The sequence below is a fragment of the Arthrobacter sp. SAFR-044 genome (assembly GCF_059414985.1).
In genome coordinates this window covers 100366-121559 of the sequence record NZ_JBPFDN010000003.1, presented here as the reverse complement: position 1 = coordinate 121559, position 21194 = coordinate 100366, and the positions used below count along the sequence as shown (strand labels likewise).

Genomic DNA, 21194 nt, shown 5'->3' with positions numbered 1-21194 from the left:
AAACCCTCCCCCACGAACGTGGGAGAGGGCTTGGCAGGACGCCTCTTTATCTGATGTCGCGTATGGGAAAAACGCGCTGTAGATGATGGGGCGCTGGGGGAAAACGGGCAGAAGGTGATGGCGCGTCCGGGGAGAGGTTACGGGAGCGGGCGGTGCAGCTCTGCGAGTTCCTCGTGGCGGGGGCTGTTGGGGTTCATCAGCGAGTGCTTGCGGCCGTAGCCGAAGTAGATGACCAGACCGATGATCAGCCAGACCACGAAGCGCAGCCAGGTTTCCCAGTGCAGCTGGAGCATCAGGAAGGCCGAGGCCAGGACGCCGAAGGCAGGGACCACGGGCATCAGGGGCAGGCGGAACGAACGCGGGGCGTCCGGCCGCTTGTAGCGGAAGATGATCACGGACAGGCAGACGACGACGAACGCGGCCAGGATGCCGATGTTGGTGAGGTCTGCAACGGCCTTGATGGGGAAGACACCGGCCAGGAAGGCCGAGGCGATGCCGCCGATCCAGGTGACGCGCTGCGGGGTGCCGTGCCGGTCGGTCTTGGCGAACCAGCCGGGGAGCAGGCCGTCGCGGCTCATGGAGAACCACACGCGGGTCACACCGAGCAGGAAGGTGAGCATCACGGTGAGGATGGACAGGACCGCGAACACCGAAATGATCGTGGCGATGACGGGCAGGCCCACCGAGGTGAAGGCCGAGGCGAAGCCTGCCTTCGGGTCGATGTCCTTGTAGTTCTGCATGCCGGTCAGGACCAGGGTGGCGGCCACGTAGAGCAGCATGGCGATGATGAGTGAGAGCACGATGGCCTTGGGCATGTGCTTCTTGCCGTCCTTGGCTTCCTCGGCGGCGGTGCTCATGGCGTCGTACCCGAAGACTGCGAAGAACACGGTGGCGGAGCCGGCCACCACGGGGCCGAAGCCGCTGGGCATGAACGGGTTGTAGTTGTTGGTGTCGATGTAGAACACGCCCAGGCCAATGATGAAGAGGATCAGGACGACCTTGATCGCCACCGCCACGAGCTCGAACCGCCCGAATGCCTTGGTGCCGCGGGACAGGATCCAGGTCACCAGGAGGCAGACCAGGATGGCGGGGACGTTGATGATCCCGCCCTTGCCCTCGTCTGCGGTGGAGGTCATCCAGACCGGCAAATGGATGCCGATGCCGGACAGGAAGGCGTCAAGGTAGCCGGAGATGCCGATGGCCACCACGGCCACAATGGCGATGTATTCCAGCAGCAGGTCCCAACCGATGAACCAGCCGATCACCTCGCCGAGGGCCACGTAGCCGTAGGTGTACGCCGAGCCTGCGCGCGGGATCATGCCGGCGAACTCCGCGTAGGAAAGGGCGGCCGCCGCGGATGCGAGCCCTGCAATCAGGAAGGAAATCAGGACCGCAGGCCCCACCCCGGGTGAACTTTCGCTGCCGGCGGCCACCAGTCCCGCGAGGGAGAAGATGCCGACGCCGATAATCCCGCCAACGCCAATGGCGGTGAGCTGCCACAGCCCGAGGGACTTGAATAGTCCGCTGTGCTTGCTCTCTTCTTCGATGTCATCGATGGGCTTTCGCCGCATGATCGATTGGCTCAAATCTTTGCTGCTCATCAGGAACTCCTGGTTGGGGTGCGACCCCGCCGCGGCACGCCAAGAAACCTGGCTGTGACGGGGGTAACTCGGTTTCAACAGTATGCGTGTGCAATTGCGTTAGATAAAGTGGTTACTTCTAACCTATATTCGTTAGTTTCAGTTAGGAATTCACCATGCTTGATGTGCGCAGGCTGCGGCTGCTCCGCGAATTAAGCATCCGCGGGACGCTCGCGGAGGTGGCGGAGGCACTGCAGTACAGCCCGTCGTCGGTATCGCAGCAGTTGGCCCTCCTGGAGAAGGAAGTGGGCGTCGAGCTGCTCCGGAAGACGGGCCGGCGGGTGCAGCTGACGCCCCAGGCGGAGGTGCTGGTGGCGCACACGGCGCAGCTGCTGGAAACCATGGAACAGGCGGAGGCCGATCTGGCTGCCTCCCTCACTACAGTGACCGGGACCGTGAAGATCGCGGTATTCCAGTCCGCCGCCCTGGCCCTGATGCCGGACACCCTGACCAGGATGGCCACGAAGTACCCCGAGGTACGGATCGAAATGATCCAGCGGGAGCCTGAGACGGCACTGCATGAAACCTGGGCGCGCGACTTCGACCTGGTGATCGCGGAGCAGTATCCCGGGCATGCGGCCCCACGCTACCCAGAACTGGACAAGGTGAAGCTGACCACCGACGCAATCCGGCTGGCCGTTCCGCCCGCGTCCGGCGGCGGGGCTGCCATCCGTTCCCTGGAGGACACAGCAGACCTGGCCTGGGTCATGGAGCCGCGGGGTGCCGCATCGCGCCATTGGGCAGAGCAGGCGTGCCGGAGCGCGGGCTTCGAGCCCGACGTCCGCTTTGAAACCGCCGACCTGCAGGCCCAGGCCCGCCTGATCGAGTCCGGCAACGCGGTGGCATTGATGCCGGACCTGGTGTGGACCGGCCGCGGCACCACGGCCCAGCTTCTGGAGCTCCCCGGCAAGCCGCACCGCACCATCTTCACCTCGGTGCGCCGCTCCAGCACGCAGCGCCCGGCCATCCTGGCAGCGAGGGAGACCCTGGCAGCGGCTGCCGCGGCGGTGGCAACGGACGACGCCGGGTGACCGGTCGCCGTCGTCCGCGTCCTTCCGTGCGCAGCAAGGCCGCCCGTCGCTGCGCAGGTGCGTCCCCTGCGGATTGAGAACCCGCGTCACTGCGCAGGCGCGTCCGGCGCTTATGTTTCGTGCGTCACTGCAGGTAAAGGGCCGCAGGTCTAGACTGGACCCGTTATGAATCGAACAATGTTCAAGTCCAAAATCCACCGGGCCACCGTCACGCACGCCGACCTGCACTACGTTGGCTCGGTCACCGTCGACCTTGACCTGCTCGAAGCTGCCGACATCCTGCCCGGCGAGCTGGTGTCCATTGTGGATGTCACCAACGGCGCGCGGCTTGAAACCTATACGATCGCCGGCGAGCGCGGTTCCGGCGTCATCGGCATTAACGGTGCAGCGGCGCACCTGATGCACGAGAACGACATCGTCATCCTCATTACCTACGCGGAAATGACCACCGAAGAGGCCAGGGCCTACGAGCCCAAGGTGGTCCACGTGGACCAGGACAACCGCATTATCCAGCTCGGCAACGACCCTGCCGAAGGCCTTACCCCAGGCATGATGCGCCCCCCTTTCGCCCTGAATAACGCCACCCTGTAACCGGAGCGTGTGTCCCGGTCCGCGCCTCCGCCGCGCCCGCAAGGCTGATCCTTGCTAGGGGTGCTGGCAGGATTCTTCGTGGTCTGGACCATCATCCTGGTGGGATGGTTCGTGGGCAGGCAGCGGATCCTCGGCGACAACGCCCGGCCTGTCCTGAGCGGCCTGACCTTCTTCGTGGCCAGCCCGGCGCTCCTTTTTGAAACCCTGAGCAAGGCCCGGCTGCAGGAAGTCTTTGCCGAACCGCTGCTGGTCACGGCCGTGGCCGCCATCGCCACCGCCGCCATCTACTTCACGCTGGCCAAGTTCTGGCTGAAGCGCGCGCTCCCGGAATCGTTGATGTCCGCCATGTCCGCGTCGCTCGCCAATTCGGCGAACTTAGGTATTCCCATTGCGGTATATGTCCTGGGTGATGCCAGCTACGTCGCGCCGCTGCTGATCTTCCAGCTGGCCTTCTTCACCCCCACGTTCCTGATGATCCTGGATTCCAGCACCAGTACGCACCGCACCACTGTCTTGGGCTTCTTCCTGATGATCCTGCGCAACCCCATGATCGTGGGGTCCGGGCTGGGACTGCTGGTGGCGGGCACGGGGTTCCAGGTGCCTGCGCTGGTCATGGAGCCGATCCACCTGATCGGCGGGGCGGCGATTCCGGCCATGTTGATGGCGTTCGGGATGAGCCTGAACGGCACCCGGCCGCTGCAGGCCTCTGCCGGCCGGCGCGTGGACACGCTGCTGGCCAGCGGCTTCAAGCTCGCTGTCCAGCCGGCCCTGGCCTACGTTTTCGCCCGCTTCGTACTGGGAATGGATGGGCACGCACTGTTTGCGGTGGTGGTGACGTCTTCCCTGCCCACCGCACAAAATGTGTTCGTGGCCGCGAGCCGGTACCAGACCGGGCTGACCGTGGCCAAGGACACCGTGCTGATCACCACCGTGGTGGCAGTGCCGGCGATGATCGGCGTGGCGCTGCTTCTGGCGTGAGCACTGGCCAAGGATCGCAACTGCAGCTTGGAGGGCTGATGAATACTGTGCTGGATACCGTAGTGATCGGCGGTGGCGCAATGGGCTCGGCCGCCGCGTGGGCGCTGTCCCGCCGCGGCCGGCAGGTAACGCTGGTGGAGCAGTTCGGCCCCGGGCACAAGATCGGCGCGTCCCACGGCGCCACCCGCAACCTGAACCCGGGCTACTACCAGCCGGACTACGTGGAAATGCTGGCCGAGGGGCTGGCCCTGTGGGACGAGCTGGAGCAGGAAAGCGGCGTACAGCTGCTGGCGCGCACCGGCGTGGTCACCCACGGCCCGGGCGGCGACCTCCCTAACGTTGCCGCAGCCCTCACCGACGCCGGCATCCGCGCCGAGTTCCTGTCGCCCGGCGAGGCAGGCGAGCGCTGGCGCGGCATCCGGTTCGACCAGCAGGTCCTGCATATGCCCGACGGCGGCCAGCTCAACCCGGAGGCCGCGCTGCCCGCCTTCCAGCGGCTGGCCACCGCCCGCGGCGCCGAGATCAGGCACCACACCAAGGTGGTGGACTTCCAGGTGTTCGACGACGGCGTGCGGCTGACGCTCGAATCGGCTGCGGGCACGGAGGTGGTCACCGCAGCCCAGGCCGTGGTGACGGCCGGCGCCTGGACCGAGAAGCTGCTGGCCCGGATCGCAGGCACGGATTCGGCTGGCAAGAACGAGGCCTTCCGGATCCCGAAGCTCAGGGTCACCCAGGAGCAGCCGGCGCATTTCCGGATCACGGACAGCGGCGCGGTGTGGCCCGGCTTCAACCACTACCCGGGCCCCGATTACCAGGGCTGGTACTCCCCCGTCTACGGGATGCACACCCCCGGCGAAGGCATCAAGGCCGGCTGGCACGGGGTGGGTCCGGTGGTGGACCCGGACCGCCGCGATTTCCTGCCGGAACCGAAGCAGCTCGCAGCCCTGCAGGACTACGCACGGCAGTGGCTGCCCGGCGTCGACCCTGACTCCTTCGAGGCCATCAGCTGCACGTACACCACCACACCGGACGAGGACTTTATCCTGGACCGCATCGGGCCCGTGGTGATCGGCGCGGGCTTCTCCGGCCACGGCTTCAAGTTCACGCCGGTGGTGGGGCGGATCCTGGCTGACCTCGCCACCGGGATCCGGCCCGCGCCGTCGATCTTCCGGGCGTCCCGCTAGCGGCACCGCCGCCAACAGGGCGGCTGGCAGCGCCGCCTGCCATCAGCCCTGGCTCGGGCTGCCGTCCGCGTTGGTGGGCACCGGCTCCGCAGCTGACTGGCCGCTGTCTCCGGCCTTCACCGCAGGCATGGCCAGCACCGCTGCCACCGTGAGCAGCCCGGCCACGAGCGCGGCCAGGAACACGGCCCCGGAAGCGCTGATGACCGTGGCGGGATCGGCGTCGCCACCGCTGCTGCCGCCGTAGATGGAGTTGGCCACGGCACCGAACACGGCCACGCCCAGGGCGCTGCCGATGGAGCGGGCGAACATGTTGGTGCTGGTCACCACGCCGCGTTCATGCCAGGGAACGCTGGACTGGGCAGAAATCAGGGTAGGAGTGGCCAGCAGGCCCAGGCCAAGCCCGACGACGAAGCAGCTGGCCGCGATCAGGGCAACGTTGGGAGACGAGGCCGTCAGTGAAAGGATCAGCAGCCCGGCCACCGCGATGGCTATGCCGATCAGGGCGGTGGACTTGAAGCCGATCCGCAGGTAGAACTTCCCGGCCTGCGAGGCGCTGAGCGGCCAGCCGAGGGTCAGGGCTGCGAGCGCCAGGCCGGCGACCAGCGGCGAGGAGGAAAGGGCGCCTTCCAGGAAGGTGGGCACGTAGGAGGTCAGTCCGATCATCACCGCGCCAACGCCGAAGGACACCAGGGCGGTGGTGGCCAGCAGGCGGCGGGACACCACCCAGGCCGGGAGGATGGGCTCCGCTGCCCGCCGCTCCACCAGGAGGAACGCAACCAGCAGCACGGCCCCGACAGCAAACACGCCGATGCTGATGGAGGAGTTCCAGGCCCACGCCTGGCCGCCTTGCAGGGCGCCGAGGATGAGCAGGCCGAGCGATCCGGCCAGAAGGACGGCGCCGCCGTAGTCCACCTTGTGTGTGGCCCGTTCCACGTTTTCGTGAAGGGTGCGGACCAGCATCCACCCGGCCAGCAGGCAGAGCGGCACGTTGACCAGGAAGATCCCGCGCCAGATGCCCAGCGCGGAGAAGACCCCGCCCAGGCTGGGGCCCACTACAGAGGAGATGGCCCAGACGCTGGCCAGGTAGCCCTGGACCTTGGCGCGTTCCTGCAGGGTATAGATGTCACCGGCGATGGTGACGGCGACCGGCAGTACCGCGCCGGCGCCGAGCCCCTGCAGGGCCCGGAAGGCGATCAGCGAGGGCATGCTCCAGGCGACGCCGCAGAGCACCGAGCCGAGGAGGAACAGGCCAATCCCGATCAGGATGATGGGCTTGCGCCCTGCCATGTCGGAGAGCTTGCCGTAGATGGGCACGGACACCGCCTGTGCCAGCAGGTACGCGGAGAAGAGCCAGGGGAAGGACGCGAAGCCGCCCACGTCGCGGACAATCGACGGTACCGCCGTCGCCACGATGGTGGAATCGATGGCCACGAGTCCCGTGGACAGCATCAGGGCGATGAGGATGGGACCGCGGTCGGAGCGGAACCCTACGCCGTCTTTTGCGTCGGTCATCCTAGACCGCCACCAAACCTGCGGACTGCGCCAGCAGCTCAACGGACCGCAGCCGCTCCTGGGTGCCGGGGCTCTGGTGCGCCACGATGAGTTCGTCAGCGTCGGCGTGCTTGCCGAAGCTGTCCAGGTAGTCGATCACGACGTCGGGTGTCCCCACTGCGGAGTAGGTCATCATTTGTGCCATGTGCCGGCCCTGGGGTGAGTCGAGGATCATGTCCGCCTCGTCGTCGGTGAATTCGCGGGTGCCGCCGCCGAAGAACAGGGAGACGCGCGCCCGCTTGGTGGCCTGGAACATGGCCTGCGCTTCGGAAGCGGAATCGGCTGCGATCACGTTGACGCCGGCGATCACGTGGGGGGCATCCAGCTGCGCGGACGGCTTGAACTCGCTCCGGTAGATGGCCACGGCGTCCTGCAGGGCAGCGGGGGCAAAGTGCGAGGCGAAGGCGTAGGGCAGGCCCAACTGGGCGGCCAGCCGGGCGCCGAACAGGGACGAGCCCAGAATGTAGAGCGGAACGTTGGTCCCCTTGCCGGGGGTGGCCTCCACGCCCTGGATGCGGGTGGGTCCGGTCAGGTATCCCTGCAGTTCCAGGACGTCCTGCGGGAAGCTGTCCGCGGACATGGGGTCGCGGCGCAGGGCGCGCATGGTGTTCTGGTCACTGCCCGGGGCCCGGCCCAGGCCCAGGTCGATCCGGCCCGGGTGCAGGGTTTCCAGGGTGCCGAACTGTTCGGCGATGGTCAGCGGGGAGTGGTTGGGCAGCATGATGCCGCCGGCGCCCAGCCGGATGCTTTCGGTGTGCGCCGCCACGTGGGCGATCAGCACGCTGGTGGCGGAGGAGGCGATGGAGGACATGTTGTGGTGCTCGGCGTACCAGACGCGCCGGTAGCCCAGCTTCTCGGCGCTTTGCGCCATGGCCACGCTGCCCGCCAGGCTCTCCGCCGCCGTCTGGCCTTTGCCGATGGTTGCCAGGTCAAGAATGGAGAGGGGAAGAGTCACGTCGGTTGCGGCCTTTCAGGAACGTTTCGTAAGAAGTCGCCGGCCGGATCGCGGCGGGCACTTGATGCATAACCACCGCGGGGCCCGGGTTATTTCGTCTTTGCCGGAATACTCAGCACACTGATGATGTTGCCGCCCCTATGAGCCATGATTCAACGAACCAGCTGGAACTGTCCGCAACCATCGACCTCAAGGACCTGGGAACCGTGCACCGGCTCGGTTTTGGTGCCATGCGCATCGTGGGTGACGGTGTCTGGGGTCAGCCCGCAGACCGCCGCGCGGCCGTGGCCGTGGTGCGCCGCGCCGTCGAACTCGGCGTCGACTTCATCGACACCGCAGATTCCTATGGCCCCAACATCAGCGAGGAAATCATCGCCGAGGCGCTGCACCCGTACAAGGAGGGCCTGAAGATCGCCACCAAGGTGGGCTTCACCCGCACAGGGCCCAACAAGTGGGTTCCCGTTGGCCGGCCGGAATACCTCCGCCAGCAGACGGAGCTGAGCCTGCGCAAGCTGAAGGTGGACACCCTGGACCTGCTGCAGCTGCACCGGATCGATCCCAAGGTGGACGCCGAGGAGCAGTTCGGCGTGCTGCGCGAGCTCCAGGACGAAGGCAAGGTCCGCGCCCTGGGCCTGTCCCAAGTGAGCGTCGAGGAGCTGGAGGCGGCCGGGAAGCACTTCACGGTGTCCACGGTCCAGAACCGCTACAACCTGACCGACCGCAGCTCGGAGGACGTGCTCCGTTACTCCGAAGAGAACGGCATCGGCTTTATCCCCTGGGCGCCGATTTCCGCCGGCGAGCTCGCGCAGCCGGGCGGCCCGCTGGATGAGGCCGCCAAGCGCCTGGGCGCCACTACCTCACAGGTGGCCCTGGCCTGGCTGCTGCGCCGCTCCCCCGTGATGATGCCCATCCCCGGCACCGGCTCCGTGCAGCACCTCGAAGAGAACATGGCCGCCGCCAACATCACGCTCGACGACGACACGTACGCTGAACTGGAAGCAGCAGGAAAGTAGCAAGCGGCTTCCAGCCACTCACGTCAGCAAAGACAGGAGAAACACCATGGCAAACATTTTGATGGTCGTATCGGCTGCAGATTCCCTCACCATGAAGGACGGCAGCGAACACCCCACCGGCTATTGGGCTGAGGAACTGGTGGTATCCCACCAGACCCTGACCGACGCCGGCAACACGGTCCACATCGCCACCCCCGGTGGCAGGAAGCCCACCGTAGACCAGGTAAGCCTGGCTCCCGAGTCGGCGGGCGGCGAGGAACGCGCCCAGGGCTTCCGCGACTACATCGCAAAGATCGACGGCGAGCTGGCGCACCCGCTGGTCCTCGCCGACGTCGACATTAACTCCTACGACGCCGTGGTGATGCCCGGCGGCCACGGCCCCATGGCGGACCTGTACAAGGACACCGACCTGGGCCGCATCCTGGTGGCTGCCAACAAGGCCGGCAAGGTCATCGCCCCGTTCTGCCACGGTCCCGCCGGGCTGCTGAGCGCAACGGACGACGACGGCACGTTCACTTTCAAGGGCCGGCGCCTCACGGTCTTCACCAACGAGGAGGAACTCGGCGGCGGCACCGGCGAGAACACCCCATGGCTGGTGGAGGACGCCCTCAAGGAGAAGGGCGCCGTGATTGAAAACGGTGCGGCCTGGTCCTCCAACGTGGTGCGCGACGGCAACCTCATCACCGGGCAGAACCCGCAGTCCAGCGAGGACGTGGCAAAGGAAGTCCTCGCGGCACTGTCGTAACCAGCCGGCATTGACGCACTAAAAGAGGGGGCCAGTCCGCGATGGACTGGTCCCCTCCTTGCGGCGCACGTCGTTGGGCGCCGCACTTCATGCCTCCTGGATCATCCGGCGCAGCCCCCGTTCCCGATGCTCGGGTCGATGGCCGTTATCTGCTTTTGCAGGTCTGCAAGCTGGGTCTGGAGGCCGGTTACGACCAGCTTCTGCGCATCAACCGCGTCTTTATTGGTCTTCTTCGTGGCCTGAAGGTCGCGGAGTTTTGCCTGGGCGGCGGTAAGCTGCGTGTCCACCGTATTGAGCTGGCTCTGCAAGGTCTTCAGTTTCGCTTCCGTGGCGTTGATGTCGTCGTTGAGCTGGTTGAGCTCGTCCAGCAGCGGCGCCACCCTGCCCTGCAGGGAAAGGACGTTGGCTTCAGCCGCAGAGATTTGGTCATTGAGGTCCGTAATCCGGGCAACCAGGTCGCTGCCGATCTGGTTTAGCGAGGCGATCTCACCGGTCTTCGTGGCAACGGCACTGTTCGCGGTATCAAGGGTGGCCTGGAGTCCGCTGATCTGGCTCTGCAGCGCGGAAAGCTCTGCGTTCTTGTCGTCTACTGCTTTCTTGGCTGCGGCCAGCGCATCGTTTGCCTGCGTCAAGGTGGCATTCTTCGCCTCGAGGACCGCCTTCTGGTCCGTGATGGCCTGCTGGGCCTGCTGCGAATTCTCTGCTAGGCCGGCTAGCTGGGCTGTCATACCGTTCACCACCTGCTGCTGTGCCGCCACTGCAGCTGCAGCGTCTTTTGCCGCCTGTTCCAGTGCCGGGAGCTGCCCCTGCAGGGTGTCCAGCTCGGCCTGCTCGTTGGTGACTGCCGAGTTTGCCTGGGTCAGGGCATCCTGCAGTGCTGGCAGCTGTCCCTGAAGGGTGACGATATCAGTCTGTTTTGCGGAAACTGCTGCATTTGCGGCGTCGAGCACCGCCTGAAGAGGCACAACGTTCTGCTGCAGGGCGCTGCTTTCCTGCTGCTTGGCCAGCAACTGGGAATTGAGGCTGTCCACCTGCTTCTGCAGGGTTACGAGGTCACCTTGAAGCCCGGAAATCTGTGTGTTCTTGTCGGTGATCTGGTTGTTCACTGTCGTCAGCTGGGCTTGAAGGGCGTCGCGCTGGGCGATCAGTTCCTTCTTGCCTCCGCCGTTGCCGTTGTTGTTGATCGCATCGATCTGCTTGTTGAGGGTTGCGATCTGCGACTCGAGACTGGACTTCTGCGTCTGCAGCGCAGTCAGGTCCTTTTGGGCCTGGGTCAACGCGGCCTGCGTCGTGGCCACCTGGCTCTTTAAGTTGTCAATCTGGCTCTGGAGGTTGGCGATGTCGGTGTTCACGGCAGCGATCTTGGCGTTGTTGTCGCTGACGGCCTTTGCAGCGGCCGCCGCGTTGGTCTGAAGGGTCCGCAGGTCCGCCTGAGCTGCAGCGATCTCGGCGTTCTTGGCGTCCAGGGCCGCCTTGGCGGTAGCGGCCGTGGACTGCAGGGCTGTGAGCTCCGCCTCTGCAGCGGCGATTTGGTCTGTCTTGGCGGTGACGGCGGCATTGGCGGCTGCCGCAGCGTCCTGCAGCCCCGCCAGCACGGTCTTGGCGTCATCCACCTTTTGCTGCTGGGCCTGCAGCTCTGCTGCAGCGGTGTTTCCGGCAGTCACCAGCGTGTTCAGCAGGATTTCGGCCTCAGATACCGCCGTCTCCGCAGCCTTCACATCGGAGGCAGCCTGGGCTGCCTTAGCGTTCAGTGCATCGAGGTCCGCCTGCGCCTGCTGGATCTGCGTTTCCTTGGCAGCAAGGTCGGAAGCCGCCTGGCCCGCAGTCTTCTGCAGCGCGGCAAGCTCCGTCTGGGCGGCCTCAAGGGACTGGGTGTTCGCTGCCTGCTGCGCCTTGAGATCAGCAAGCTTGGCCTTCAGATCAGCGGAGGCAGCTTGGGCCGCGGCGAGTTCATCCTGCAGCGGTGCCAGCTGGCTCGTCACGCTTGCCTGCTGTTTCTGCAGGTCGGCGAGGGAGCCCTCGGTGGTCTGCACCTGGAGGGTCAGGCTCGTTTGCTCGGCAGTCAGCCTGTCAACCTCTGCCTGTGCCGTTTGTTCCTGGCCGTCCAGCTGCGTCGCCTCCGCCTCCAGATCAGCCAGTGTTTTCTCCACGGCGGCCTTCTGCGCGTTCAAGTCATCCGCCTGTGACTGGAGCACCGCCCTCTCCGCCTGCCGGGCAGCAATGGCGTCGGCGTTCTTCCTGGCAGCGGCCTTCAGGAGGTTCTCCTGGACAAATCCCCGATGCGCGGTCTGGTTCACCACCCCCGTACAGATCCCAGTGGCGGACGTCGTCGCGGCGACGGCAGGCTGGACCAGCACCATGCTGGTGGTGAGCAGTCCGGGCAGGACCACAGCTGCAGCCAGGCGCCGAGACAGGGGGGATTTGGATGGGGAAGTGCGCATGCGAGCTCCTGATAAGACCGTTGCAGCGGTCCACTCTGGCCGCCATATAGCCCAACGGTAGGATCCGGCTACGGGGTAGAACACGCGTAATCACCACTTGTCTTTTTTCCCCAAGTACTCGCTTTCTGCTGTATGGGTGACAGGCACCTGTCCGGCGGAGTTATGACCGGCGAATATGACCGCCGCGGTCCTCCGGTGAACTGCCGTTACTCCCTGTATCCCCGGGTTTCACGGCCTTTGATTCCCCCTCCGCGGCTGCCGGATAGTGGCTGCAACGCGCACATCCCGTTGCATCTTCCACCCCCGTTCCAAGGAGGAACCATGGCCATCACCATCAGGCCGGCCGCCGTCGTGGCCCTTACCGTCTCAGCGCTGCTGGGGCTGGCTGCCTGCTCGGACCCCGGCGCTTCGGCGGCGACAGCACCGTCGTCGTCCGCCACGAACTCCGTCGGCAAAACCTTCAACCTGTCCCCGGAGCAGGACCGCTTCAAGGTCTCCGCGGACCCAGCCGCTGCTGCCCTGGTCCCGGAGGCGATCAAGGCCGACGGCAAGCTCACCGTGGTGACCACCGGCGGCGCGGCGCCGCTCAGCCTCTTCGCCACGGACAACAAAACCCTGATCGGCAGCGAGGTGGACATCGCCTACGCCGTGGGCGAGTCGCTCGGCCTGCAGGTGGAGGTCCTGCCGGTGGCGTGGGCGGACTGGCCGCTGGGCATCGAATCATCCAAATACGAGGCCGTCCTCTCCAACGTCACCGTCACCGAGGCGCGCAAGGAAAAGTTCGACTTCGCCACCTACCGCAACGACCTCCTGGGCTTCTACGCCAAGAGTGATTCCGGCATCGGCGGGATCAAGGAAGCCAAGGACGTGGCCGGCAAGCGGATCATCGTGGGCTCCGGCACCAACCAGGAAGCCATCCTGGTGCGGTGGGACGAGGAGAACAGGAAGAACGGCCTGGCGGCGGTCCAGTTCCAGTATTACGACGACGACTCGGCCTCGAGCCTGGCCCTTCAGTCAGGCCGTGCGGACCTGACGTTTGGGCCCAACGCCGCAGCCGCGTACAAGGCGGCGCAGGACGGAAAGACGAAGCAGGTGGGCACGCTGGAGGGCGGCTGGCCGCTGAAGGCCGAGATCGCGTTTACCACCAAGAAGGGCAACGGGCTTGCGGTCGCCGCGCAGGCTGCGCTGAACCACCTGATTGACGACGGCACCTACGCCAGGATCCTGGACCGCTGGGGCCTCTCCTCCGAGGCCATCGAGAAGTCCGAACTGAACCCGGCGGGCCTGCCGAAGAAGTAGGTATCCCGCCGACGAAGGAATCCCCGCCGGGTGTACCAGCGATCCGCTGGCGCCTGGCGGGGATTTTTATATGGCCCTACCAGACCGGCAGCGCAGGCACGGGGCCCGCCACCTCAACGTCTTCGGCGTCGCCGCGTGCCAGCCATTTCAAGAGGCCCTCCCGGTCTGACTCAACCCGCAGGGCGCCGTCGCCGATGACCCATTCATCGCGTTCCTCGGTAACTAGCGTCATCCCGGGCGCACCCTTGGCACGCATGGCACGCACCACGGCCTCGATGGCGTTCAGCAGCGAATCGGGGTCGGCCTCCTCGATGGTCCAGGCGGTGTCCAGGTCATGGTGGTGCACCACCACCTCGGCAATCCGCAGCGCCACAATGGAGGTTGCCGGCAGCTCCCGGCCACCCACCTTTACCTCCGGCGCCGCCAGCTCCCCGGTCAACCGCTGGGCTTCATCGGCGAAAGCGGTGGCCGAGTCCCGCACTTCAGCCAGGAGCTCCTCCCGCGGCATGGCAGCAAGGGTTGCGATAGCCTCCGCGCGCGCTTCAGGGGACGCGTACAGCTGGCGTTCCTCCCCGGAGGTGGCCCAGTCGATCAGCCCCACCAGGGCACGTCCGCTGGATGCGACGTGCGCGATGACGTGGGCACGGGTCCACCCTTCACACAGCGAAGGAGCAGCCAGCTCTTCATCGGACAAGGAGGAGACCGTGGCAAGGAACATGTCCGTCTCCCGGCCCAGGCGGGACAGGTCTGAGTGCAGCCGTGCTGGATTGATCATCCCGCCAGCCTAACCGCGGCGCCAGGCCCCCGGCCAGGGCTACGGGCCGCCTGGTTCATACTGGCCGCCTATGGACTAAGACGCGGCCTGCCAGCACCGGCGGGACGCCCTTGCCGCCGGGCGCATTGGGCCTGTTCCTGCCGGATCCATTGCAAAAACAGCCCCTTTGATACGCAGGAACGGAACAATGCACCCCCGGCGCGAAACCGGGCATTTCCCTCATATGCCGTACGTCACATTGCCTGTCAGGCTGGGTTGCCGAGGCCCCGGCGCGGATCCATCCGGTCGCCGCAACGACGCCTCCCCACCCGCCCCCTGAAAGGACCTGCGCCATGACGCTGCCGCACCCCCAATCCACGATCTCCGGAAACCCGGGAAAGGAGACCCGGACAGCCAACTGGGTGGCTTTCGTCATCTGCGCCGCCCTCCTGTTTGATGGCTACGACCTGGTGGTCTACGGCACCGTCCTTCCGGGCCTGCTCGCAGACGCGGGCCAGATCGGGCATTTCGATGCAGCCACCGCCGGGCTCCTGGGATCCTGGGCCCTCATTGGCGTGCTGGTGGGGTCGCTGGCATGCGGGGCGATCGGAGACTTCTTCGGCCGCCGCCGGCTGATGCTCGCGGGCATCGCCTGGTTCTCCCTGGGCATGTTCGCCACTGCCCTGGCCACGGACGTCACCGCCTTCGGCGCCCTCCGGTTTGCCACCGGGCTGGGCCTGGGCGTCGTTATCGCCAGCGCCGGCGCCACGATGGCCGAGTTCGCACCCGCGGGACGGCGGCAGTTCTACAACGCGATCGTCTACTCCGGGGTCCCCGCGGGCGGCGTGCTGGCGTCCGTCCTGGGCATCGCCTTCCTGGACAGCATTGGCTGGCGCGGCCTCTTCATCATTGGGTCCCTGCCCCTCCTGGTCATCCTGCCCATTGCCTGGCGGAAGCTTCCGGAATCCCCGCGATGGCTGCTGGCCCGGGGCCGGGAAGAGGAAGCCCTCGCCGCCGCCTGGCGCACCGGGGTGCCGCTCGCCGAAGAGCAGGTGATCCGGGAGGCCGGCGCCGCACCACGGAAGTCCGGGTTTGCCGCCGTCTTCTCCCGCCAGTTTGTCGTGGCATCCATCCTGCTGGGCCTGATGTCCTTCTGCGGTCTCCTCCTGACCTACGGGCTCAACACCTGGCTGCCCAAGATCATGGAAGGCTACGGCTACGGCCGGACCTATGCCCTCTTCTTCCCACTGGCCCTGAACCTCGGTGCCGTGGTGGGCGGACTGATGGCCTCCCGGATGGCCGACCGGAACGGACCGCAGCGGGTCATTGCTGCCACGTTTGCCCTCGCCACCATTTCCCTGGGGCTGATGACGTTCAGCTTCCCGTTGCCGCTGCTCTTCACCTTCATCGCCACTGCAGGGGTGGGAACCCTGGGCACCCAGGTGCTGGTCTACGGTTTCCAGTCCAACTACTTCACCACCAATGCCCGTGCGGCCGGCGTCGCCTGGTGCGCCAGCGTGGGCCGGCTGGGCGGGGTGCTGGGCCCGATCATCGGCGGCTGGCTGGCAGCGGCGGGGATCGGCGGGGCAACAGCCTTCTACATTTACGGGGCAGTGGCCCTGCTCGGGGGCGCCGTCACCGTCTTGGTACCGCGCCAACACGAGCTGCAGGAAGCCCTGCCCGCGGTTGAAGAGCAGCAAGATTACGTAGAAAAAGTATCTAAGTAGGGCTCTTTATGGTTACTCTATGACTCAATGAGGCCGCACAGCGCCTCACCCCGAATGATTGGAGAGGTGGCACCGCAATGGAGATCCGGCAGCTGAACTACTTCATTGCGGTGGCGGAGGAGCGGCACTTTGGCAGGGCGGCCAAACGCCTGCACATGGCGCAGCCACCCCTGTCCCAGCAGATCCGCCAGCTGGAAGAGCAACTGGGTGTCCAGCTTCTCAACCGCACCACCAGGCGGGTGGACCTGACGGCGGCGGGCCAGCTCCTGCTGGACCGCGGCCGTCAGATCGTCAACGACGTCGAGACGCTCCGGGCGGATGTCTACCAGGTGGGCAAGGGCGCCACCGGCGTCCTCCGGGTCGGCTTCTCCGGGTCAGCAACCTACGGCGTCATGCCCCGGATCGCGCGGCTCACCAAGCAGGTCCTTCCCGGCCTGTCGCTGGCGCTGAACGGAGAGATGCTGACGCCGTCCATGGAAGCGGGGCTGCGGAACGGGACCCTGGATGCGGCACTGCTGCGTCCCCCCGTTGCCTCCGAGGAGATCGACTACCGCGTCGTCACCCAGGAACCACTCGTCGTCGCGCTTCCCTCCTTCAGCGCCCTGGCGGTGGACCGGCCCGTGGCCATGCACGAACTGCAGGACCAGGACTTCATCGCCTACTCCCCGGAGTCCGTACTGAACCGCATTACCTCGGACCTCTGCCGCCAGGCAGGCTTCCAGCCGCGGATCACCCAGGTGGTTGGTGAAACCTCCACAATGCTGGCGTTCGTGGCCGCTGGCGGCGGCATTGCCGTCATGCCCTCCAGCGTGCGCGCCTTCCAGCTCGACGGCGTCGCGTACCGGGAAATCGACAATGCTCCGCCGGTGGAACTCGCCGTCGCCTGGCTGCGCGGCCACCGGTCCGCCCTCCTGCAAAACTTCCTGGACGTCGTGGGCACCGCAACTGCTGACGCCTCTGCTCCTGCTGATGAAAGGCTCCTCCCATCATGAAGATCGCAGCCATCGAGGCGATCCCCTACTCGATCCCGTACCGCCACCCGCTCCATTTCGCTTCCGGGTCCGTGCACGAGGCCGACCACGTCCTGGTCCGCGTCCACACCGATGACGGGCTGGTGGGAACCGCAGACACCCCGCCCCGCCCGTACACCTATGGTGAGACGCAGAAGTCCATCGTCGCGGTGGTGCAGGATGTCTTCGCCCCGCAGCTGGTGGGCATTGACGTCTTTGACCGGGAGAAGATCCAGGCCGTGATGGCGCGGACCGTCCACAACCAGACGGCCAAGGGCGCGGTGGACATTGCCGTGTGGGACGTCATCGGCAAAACCCTGGGGCAGCCCGTGACCAAGCTGCTGGGCGGCTACACCGACTCGCTGCGCGTCTCCCACATGCTCGGATTCAAACCCGCCGAGGAACTCCTGGCACTGGCCCTGGAGTTCCGGGAAACGTACGGCATCAACACCTTCAAGCTGAAGACAGGCCGCCGTCCGCTGAACCTGGACATCGAGGCCGCCAGGGTGCTGCGGGAAGGCCTGGGCGAGGACGCCGAGCTGTACATGGACGCCAACCGCGGCTGGACAGCCAACGAGGCCGCCGAGGTGCTGCGCCGCACCGCCGACCTCGGCCTGCAGTTCCTTGAGGAGCCGGACGACGCCCGCGAAATCCTGGGCCGCCGCCGCCTGGTCACCAACTCCCCCATCCCCATTGCCGCCGACGAATCCGCCGCCAACCTGGGCGAAGCGGCCCGCGAGATCCTTACCGGCGGGGCCAACCTCCTGTCCGTCAAGACCGCCCGGTCCGGCTTCACCGAAGCCGCCAAGATCGTTGGCATGGCCGAGGGCATGGGCATCGACGTCTACATCGGCAACCAGATCGACACGCAGGTGGGCACCGTGGCCTCGGTGGTGTTCGGCGCAGCCTTCGCCCACACCGCCAAGCGCGCGGCGGAGCTGTCCAACTACCTCGACATGACCGATGACCTGCTGGCCCGGCCGCTGGCGATCACCGGCGGCCGGATCCGCGTTCCTGAAGGCGCCGGCGCGGGCACTGACGTGGATGACGACAAGCTCGCCCACTACCGCACAGACTGACACCCATCCCTACCACCGAGAGGTCATCCATGAAGTACCTGGTCCATATGGACGTCAACCTGCCCGCCGGCATGCCTGCCGAAGAAGCCGCCGCAATCAAGGCCACGGAGAAGGCCTACTCCCAGGAACTGCAGCGCTCCGGCAAATGGCCCGAGATCTGGCGCGTGGTGGGCGAATACGCCAACTACTCCATCTTCGACGTCGAATCGAACGACGAACTGCACGGCATCCTGCAGGGCCTTCCCCTGTTCCCGTACATGGACATCACGGTGGTTCCGCTGGCCAAGCACCCGTCGGACGTCAAGTAACTACCGGTTAGTGCTGCGGCGTTGCCGGGTCAGTCCTTGGCCCGGAACGCCGCCGCGAGTTCGCTGCGTGACCGGATTCCCATCTTCCGGTACAGCCGCGTCAAGTGGTACTGCACCGTCTTTTCGGCCAGGAACAGGGCCCGGGCAGCTTCCTTGTTGGTTGCGCCCGCAGCTACCAGCTCGGCCACGGCCTGTTCCTGGGCGGTGAGCTGTTGATGGTGGCTGCCCACCGAAGAAAGCACCGGGTCCGCCGGGTCCGGCAGGTTCCCCACGTCCAGGCCGGTGGCCTTCAGCTCACGGTCGCACCGTTCCACGTACGTTGCCGCGCCGAGGGTGTCATACAGGTCCCGGGCAGCACGTAGCACCGAAGACGCCAGGCGGCGCTTTCCGGCCCGGCGCATGCTTTGCCCGAACGCGAAACTGATCCGCGCCCGCAGGTAGGGGCGGTTGAGCCCGCGGAGGTGCCCGAGCGCCGCCTCGAAGTACTCCCTCGCCGTGTCCGGGTCCCCCTGTGCGGCCAGCAGCCGGCCCCTGGCCCACGCCACGCGGGCCAGGTCGGAGGGGACTTCCCGCTCGCGGTGCACTCCTTCGAATGCGGTGAGGAACGTCTCTGCGGCGTCGAGCTTGTCAGTCATGACCAGCGCATTGACGTAGGTGTCCTGCCACGGCCAGAAGGACACCCGCTGATCGGTCCAGGGGTCCAGTTCGGCCAGCGGCTGCAGGGCGGCCAGGGCACTTTCGTAGTCGGCCCGTGCCTCGTGGAAGCGGGCGCGCGCCAGGCTGGCCGGGACCTGCATGGCCCGGTAGGTTCCCGGCTGCACCGCGGCCTGTGACACGTAGTAGCGTGCCCGGTCCCAGTCACCCCGCATGGACCACAGCTCGGCCGCCGTCCAGTACAGCAGCGGCCGGATCAGCGGCATCCGCGAGGTCTCCAGCCGCACGCTTGCCCGGGAGATGGTGGCGGCGGCCGCATCCCAGTTGCCCAGCACAAGGTGGGTGCGGGCCAGCCAGGCCTCGGCCCACAGGGAGATCCGCAGCGATCCCCCGCGGTATTCGGTGGGGGCGGCCGACTCAAAATTCACCAGCGCGGACTCGGCGTTGTCCAGGCGCAGGGCCAGCCAGCCGGCACCCATCTGCACCCGCTGCTTCTGCGCATTCTCGGCCGCCTGGGCAGAGGCCCGCTGGTAGGAAGCCTCGGCGTCCGCAATCCGGCCCTGGGCGTAAAGGCCCAGTCCGTAGATGGCCTCCGACTCGATGTGCGCCGGAGTTCCGGGCTCGGTCAGAGCCATGGCGCGTTCAGCCCAGCCGGTAATCATCGGACCGTCCCAGGAGGCCACCCCGTGGAGGACGAACCGCTGGGCCACCTGCGCTGCCGCGGCGGGTTCATGCTGCGGATTGCTGGTGCGCCAGGCCATCTCCAGTTGGCTTTGGGCGCTGTCATTCTGGCCGGACACCGTGGACAGGTACCCCAGCACCGAGGAGCGCAGGGGCGACGGCGGCAGGGCATCCACTGCCCCGGCCCAGGCCTGCGCCTGCGCCACGTTGCCGGAGCCCACCAGGGCATCGACGGCTTTCAGGAGCCGGAGGTTCCGGGCGCGGATATCGGGGGACAGCCGCGAGGCGGAGAACAGCGCGGTGGAGGCATCCTGCCACGCCCCGACCGTGGCCTGCCGCCGTGCGAATTCCTCCAGTTCGGCGGCCAGGGGTTCGTCGGCTGCCGGGGTGGCGGCAACGCGGTGGCCCAGCTGTTCGCCCTCGGACTGGACAACCTCGGCGGCCTTCCAGTGCAGGGCAATGCGCCGGCTGGGGACAATCTGTTCGTAGACCGCTTCCGCGGTGCCCGGTTCGAGGAAGGCGACGGCGGAGCGGGACTGGTCCACGGACAGTCCAAGCAGCCCCACGCGGTGCCCCTCATCGAGGGCCGGCATGACGGATTCCAGGCCGCCCACCCTGGCCACCTCAGCCAGCCCCGCGCCGGGGCCGAGCACCGCTGCGGCTTCCGCGGCGGCCACCAGGGCGGGGGACGCGGCAGCCAGGACACTGCGGACCCTGGCACGCACCCGGGAAGTAGGCGGCAGGGAAGGGAACCACGACTGCCAGGTCTCCGGGGGCAGTTCACGGAGCAGCTCCACGATGGACTGGGCTATCCCGCCGGTGTGCGTCACCAGGCCGTGGGCCGCCGTCGCACTGAGGTCCAGGCCGAACAGGCTCCGGGCCACGTCCTGGACCTGCTGCGGCGAGAGGGGCTCCAGCGGAATGCGGACCACCTGGTGGCCGGTGAGGAAGTCGAGCACGCCGGCGGGGACACGGGGCGCGTCTACAGGATTGAGGGTCAGCAGGAACAGGACCCGCTTGTCGTGCAGCCTGCGCATGACGAAGGTGAGGATGCGCAGGCTCTCCTCGTCGAGCTTGTGGACGTCGTCGACGGCGACCACCACGCTGCCGTGCGTCTGCAGGCCTTCGAGATGGGTGCTGAGGGTGGAGGCGTAGTTGACCACCTGGTCGGGGGTCAGGGAAGCGACGGGCCCCGGCGCGGGGGCCGGGCCGCCGTCGTAATCCTTTGCCGTCCGGAGCGGCAGGGTCCGCATCAGCTGGGAGTAGCCGGCCAGGGCGAACTGGGCCTCCCAGTCGTCCCCCATGGCGGACAGCACGCGGACGCCGCGGGCGGCCGTGCGGCAGTGGTCAAGGAAGAGTTCCAGGAGCGCGGTTTTGCCGGACCCGGACGGACCGGAGAGGACCACGGTTCCCACTTTGCCCTTGCGGACGGTGCGGAGAATTTCGAGCAGCTGCTCGAACGCCGCGGCCCGGCCCGCCAGCGGGAAGTCCTCCGCCATCTCGCCCTGGGTGGAGCCCGCTGTCATGGCCGCAATCCTACCGGAGCGGCCCGG

At 66.8% G+C, this 21194-nt stretch carries 17 protein-coding genes; 11 read left to right on the top strand and 6 right to left on the bottom strand.

Features of this window, described 5'->3' with window-relative positions; genetic code table 11:
- Nucleotides 1-137 precede the first annotated feature (137 nt).
- Entirely contained in the window at nucleotides 138-1601 is a 1464-nt protein-coding gene (locus ACR65J_RS05615; protein WP_440166847.1) for an amino acid permease, read from the bottom strand.
- A gap of 155 nt (nucleotides 1602-1756) precedes the next feature.
- Between ACR65J_RS05615 and ACR65J_RS05610 the strand changes: the two genes are divergently transcribed.
- The 4 genes from ACR65J_RS05610 (at nucleotide 1757) to ACR65J_RS05595 (ending at nucleotide 5424) form a co-directional block, all read left to right on the top strand.
- Nucleotides 1757-2671, top strand: coding sequence for a LysR family transcriptional regulator (locus ACR65J_RS05610; protein ID WP_440166845.1), 915 nt, complete (start codon nucleotides 1757-1759; stop codon nucleotides 2669-2671).
- A gap of 165 nt (nucleotides 2672-2836) precedes the next feature.
- Nucleotides 2837-3262 carry an aspartate 1-decarboxylase gene (gene panD / locus ACR65J_RS05605; RefSeq protein WP_440166843.1) on the top strand — a complete coding sequence of 142 codons (426 nt, stop codon included), beginning with the start codon at nucleotides 2837-2839 and terminating at the stop codon, nucleotides 3260-3262.
- A gap of 51 nt (nucleotides 3263-3313) precedes the next feature.
- Nucleotides 3314-4240, top strand: a complete 927-nt coding sequence (locus tag ACR65J_RS05600) for an AEC family transporter (RefSeq protein WP_440166841.1) — start codon at nucleotides 3314-3316, stop codon at nucleotides 4238-4240.
- A gap of 38 nt (nucleotides 4241-4278) precedes the next feature.
- Nucleotides 4279-5424 carry an FAD-dependent oxidoreductase gene (locus ACR65J_RS05595; protein ID WP_440166839.1) on the top strand — a complete coding sequence of 382 codons (1146 nt, stop codon included), beginning with the start codon at nucleotides 4279-4281 and terminating at the stop codon, nucleotides 5422-5424.
- A 42-nt stretch (nucleotides 5425-5466) separates the two neighbouring features.
- Here the strand turns inward: ACR65J_RS05595 and ACR65J_RS05590 are convergent, their stop codons facing one another.
- Complete coding sequence (locus tag ACR65J_RS05590; RefSeq protein WP_440166837.1) at nucleotides 5467-6936, bottom strand: MFS transporter; 1470 nt, start codon at nucleotides 6934-6936, stop codon at nucleotides 5467-5469.
- Nucleotide 6937: 1 nt separating this feature from the next.
- Complete coding sequence (locus tag ACR65J_RS05585; protein WP_440166835.1) at nucleotides 6938-7930, bottom strand: LLM class flavin-dependent oxidoreductase; 993 nt, start codon at nucleotides 7928-7930, stop codon at nucleotides 6938-6940.
- 140 nt (nucleotides 7931-8070) lie between these two features.
- Here ACR65J_RS05585 and ACR65J_RS05580 point away from each other — a divergent pair, with 140 nt between their 5' ends.
- Nucleotides 8071-8943, top strand: coding sequence for an aldo/keto reductase (locus ACR65J_RS05580; protein WP_440166834.1), 873 nt, complete (start codon nucleotides 8071-8073; stop codon nucleotides 8941-8943).
- A 46-nt stretch (nucleotides 8944-8989) separates the two neighbouring features.
- The gene (locus ACR65J_RS05575) at nucleotides 8990-9688 is read left to right on the top strand and encodes a type 1 glutamine amidotransferase domain-containing protein (RefSeq protein ID WP_440166832.1); all 699 of its coding nucleotides are present in this window, start codon (nucleotides 8990-8992) and stop codon (nucleotides 9686-9688) included.
- 101 nt (nucleotides 9689-9789) lie between these two features.
- On the opposite strand, the gene ACR65J_RS05570 is transcribed toward ACR65J_RS05575, so the two are convergent.
- Nucleotides 9790-12129, bottom strand: coding sequence for a coiled-coil domain-containing protein (locus tag ACR65J_RS05570; RefSeq protein WP_440166830.1), 2340 nt, complete (start codon nucleotides 12127-12129; stop codon nucleotides 9790-9792).
- 321 nt (nucleotides 12130-12450) lie between these two features.
- Here ACR65J_RS05570 and ACR65J_RS05565 point away from each other — a divergent pair, with 321 nt between their 5' ends.
- Nucleotides 12451-13428: an ABC transporter substrate-binding protein gene (locus ACR65J_RS05565; protein ID WP_440166828.1), complete on the top strand. Its 978-nt coding sequence runs from the start codon at nucleotides 12451-12453 to the stop codon at nucleotides 13426-13428.
- Nucleotides 13429-13504: 76 nt separating this feature from the next.
- On the opposite strand, the gene ACR65J_RS05560 is transcribed toward ACR65J_RS05565, so the two are convergent.
- On the bottom strand, nucleotides 13505-14203 hold the full coding sequence (locus tag ACR65J_RS05560) for a maleylpyruvate isomerase family mycothiol-dependent enzyme (protein WP_440166827.1): 699 nt from the start codon (nucleotides 14201-14203) through the stop codon (nucleotides 13505-13507).
- A gap of 332 nt (nucleotides 14204-14535) precedes the next feature.
- On the opposite strand from ACR65J_RS05560, the gene ACR65J_RS05555 reads away from it, so the two are divergent.
- The 4 genes from ACR65J_RS05555 to catC all read left to right on the top strand — a co-directional run bounded on the left by ACR65J_RS05555 (nucleotide 14536) and on the right by catC (nucleotide 18306).
- Nucleotides 14536-15909 (top strand): MFS transporter, encoded by a 1374-nt coding sequence (locus tag ACR65J_RS05555; protein WP_440166825.1) that lies wholly within the window; start codon nucleotides 14536-14538, stop codon nucleotides 15907-15909.
- A gap of 77 nt (nucleotides 15910-15986) precedes the next feature.
- A complete protein-coding gene (locus ACR65J_RS05550) occupies nucleotides 15987-16901 on the top strand; it encodes a LysR substrate-binding domain-containing protein (RefSeq protein ID WP_440166822.1) in 915 nt (304 codons plus the stop codon).
- Complete coding sequence (locus tag ACR65J_RS05545; RefSeq protein WP_440166820.1) at nucleotides 16898-17998, top strand: mandelate racemase/muconate lactonizing enzyme family protein; 1101 nt, start codon at nucleotides 16898-16900, stop codon at nucleotides 17996-17998. The genes ACR65J_RS05550 and ACR65J_RS05545 overlap by 4 nt, the downstream gene beginning before the upstream one ends.
- 29 nt (nucleotides 17999-18027) lie before the next feature.
- Entirely contained in the window at nucleotides 18028-18306 is a 279-nt protein-coding gene (gene catC / locus ACR65J_RS05540) for a muconolactone Delta-isomerase (RefSeq protein ID WP_275180556.1), read from the top strand.
- A gap of 29 nt (nucleotides 18307-18335) precedes the next feature.
- Here catC and ACR65J_RS05535 read toward each other — a convergent pair whose 3' ends face one another.
- The gene (locus ACR65J_RS05535) at nucleotides 18336-21167 is read right to left on the bottom strand and encodes an AAA family ATPase (protein ID WP_440166818.1); all 2832 of its coding nucleotides are present in this window, start codon (nucleotides 21165-21167) and stop codon (nucleotides 18336-18338) included.
- Between the last annotated feature and the right edge of the window lie 27 nt (nucleotides 21168-21194).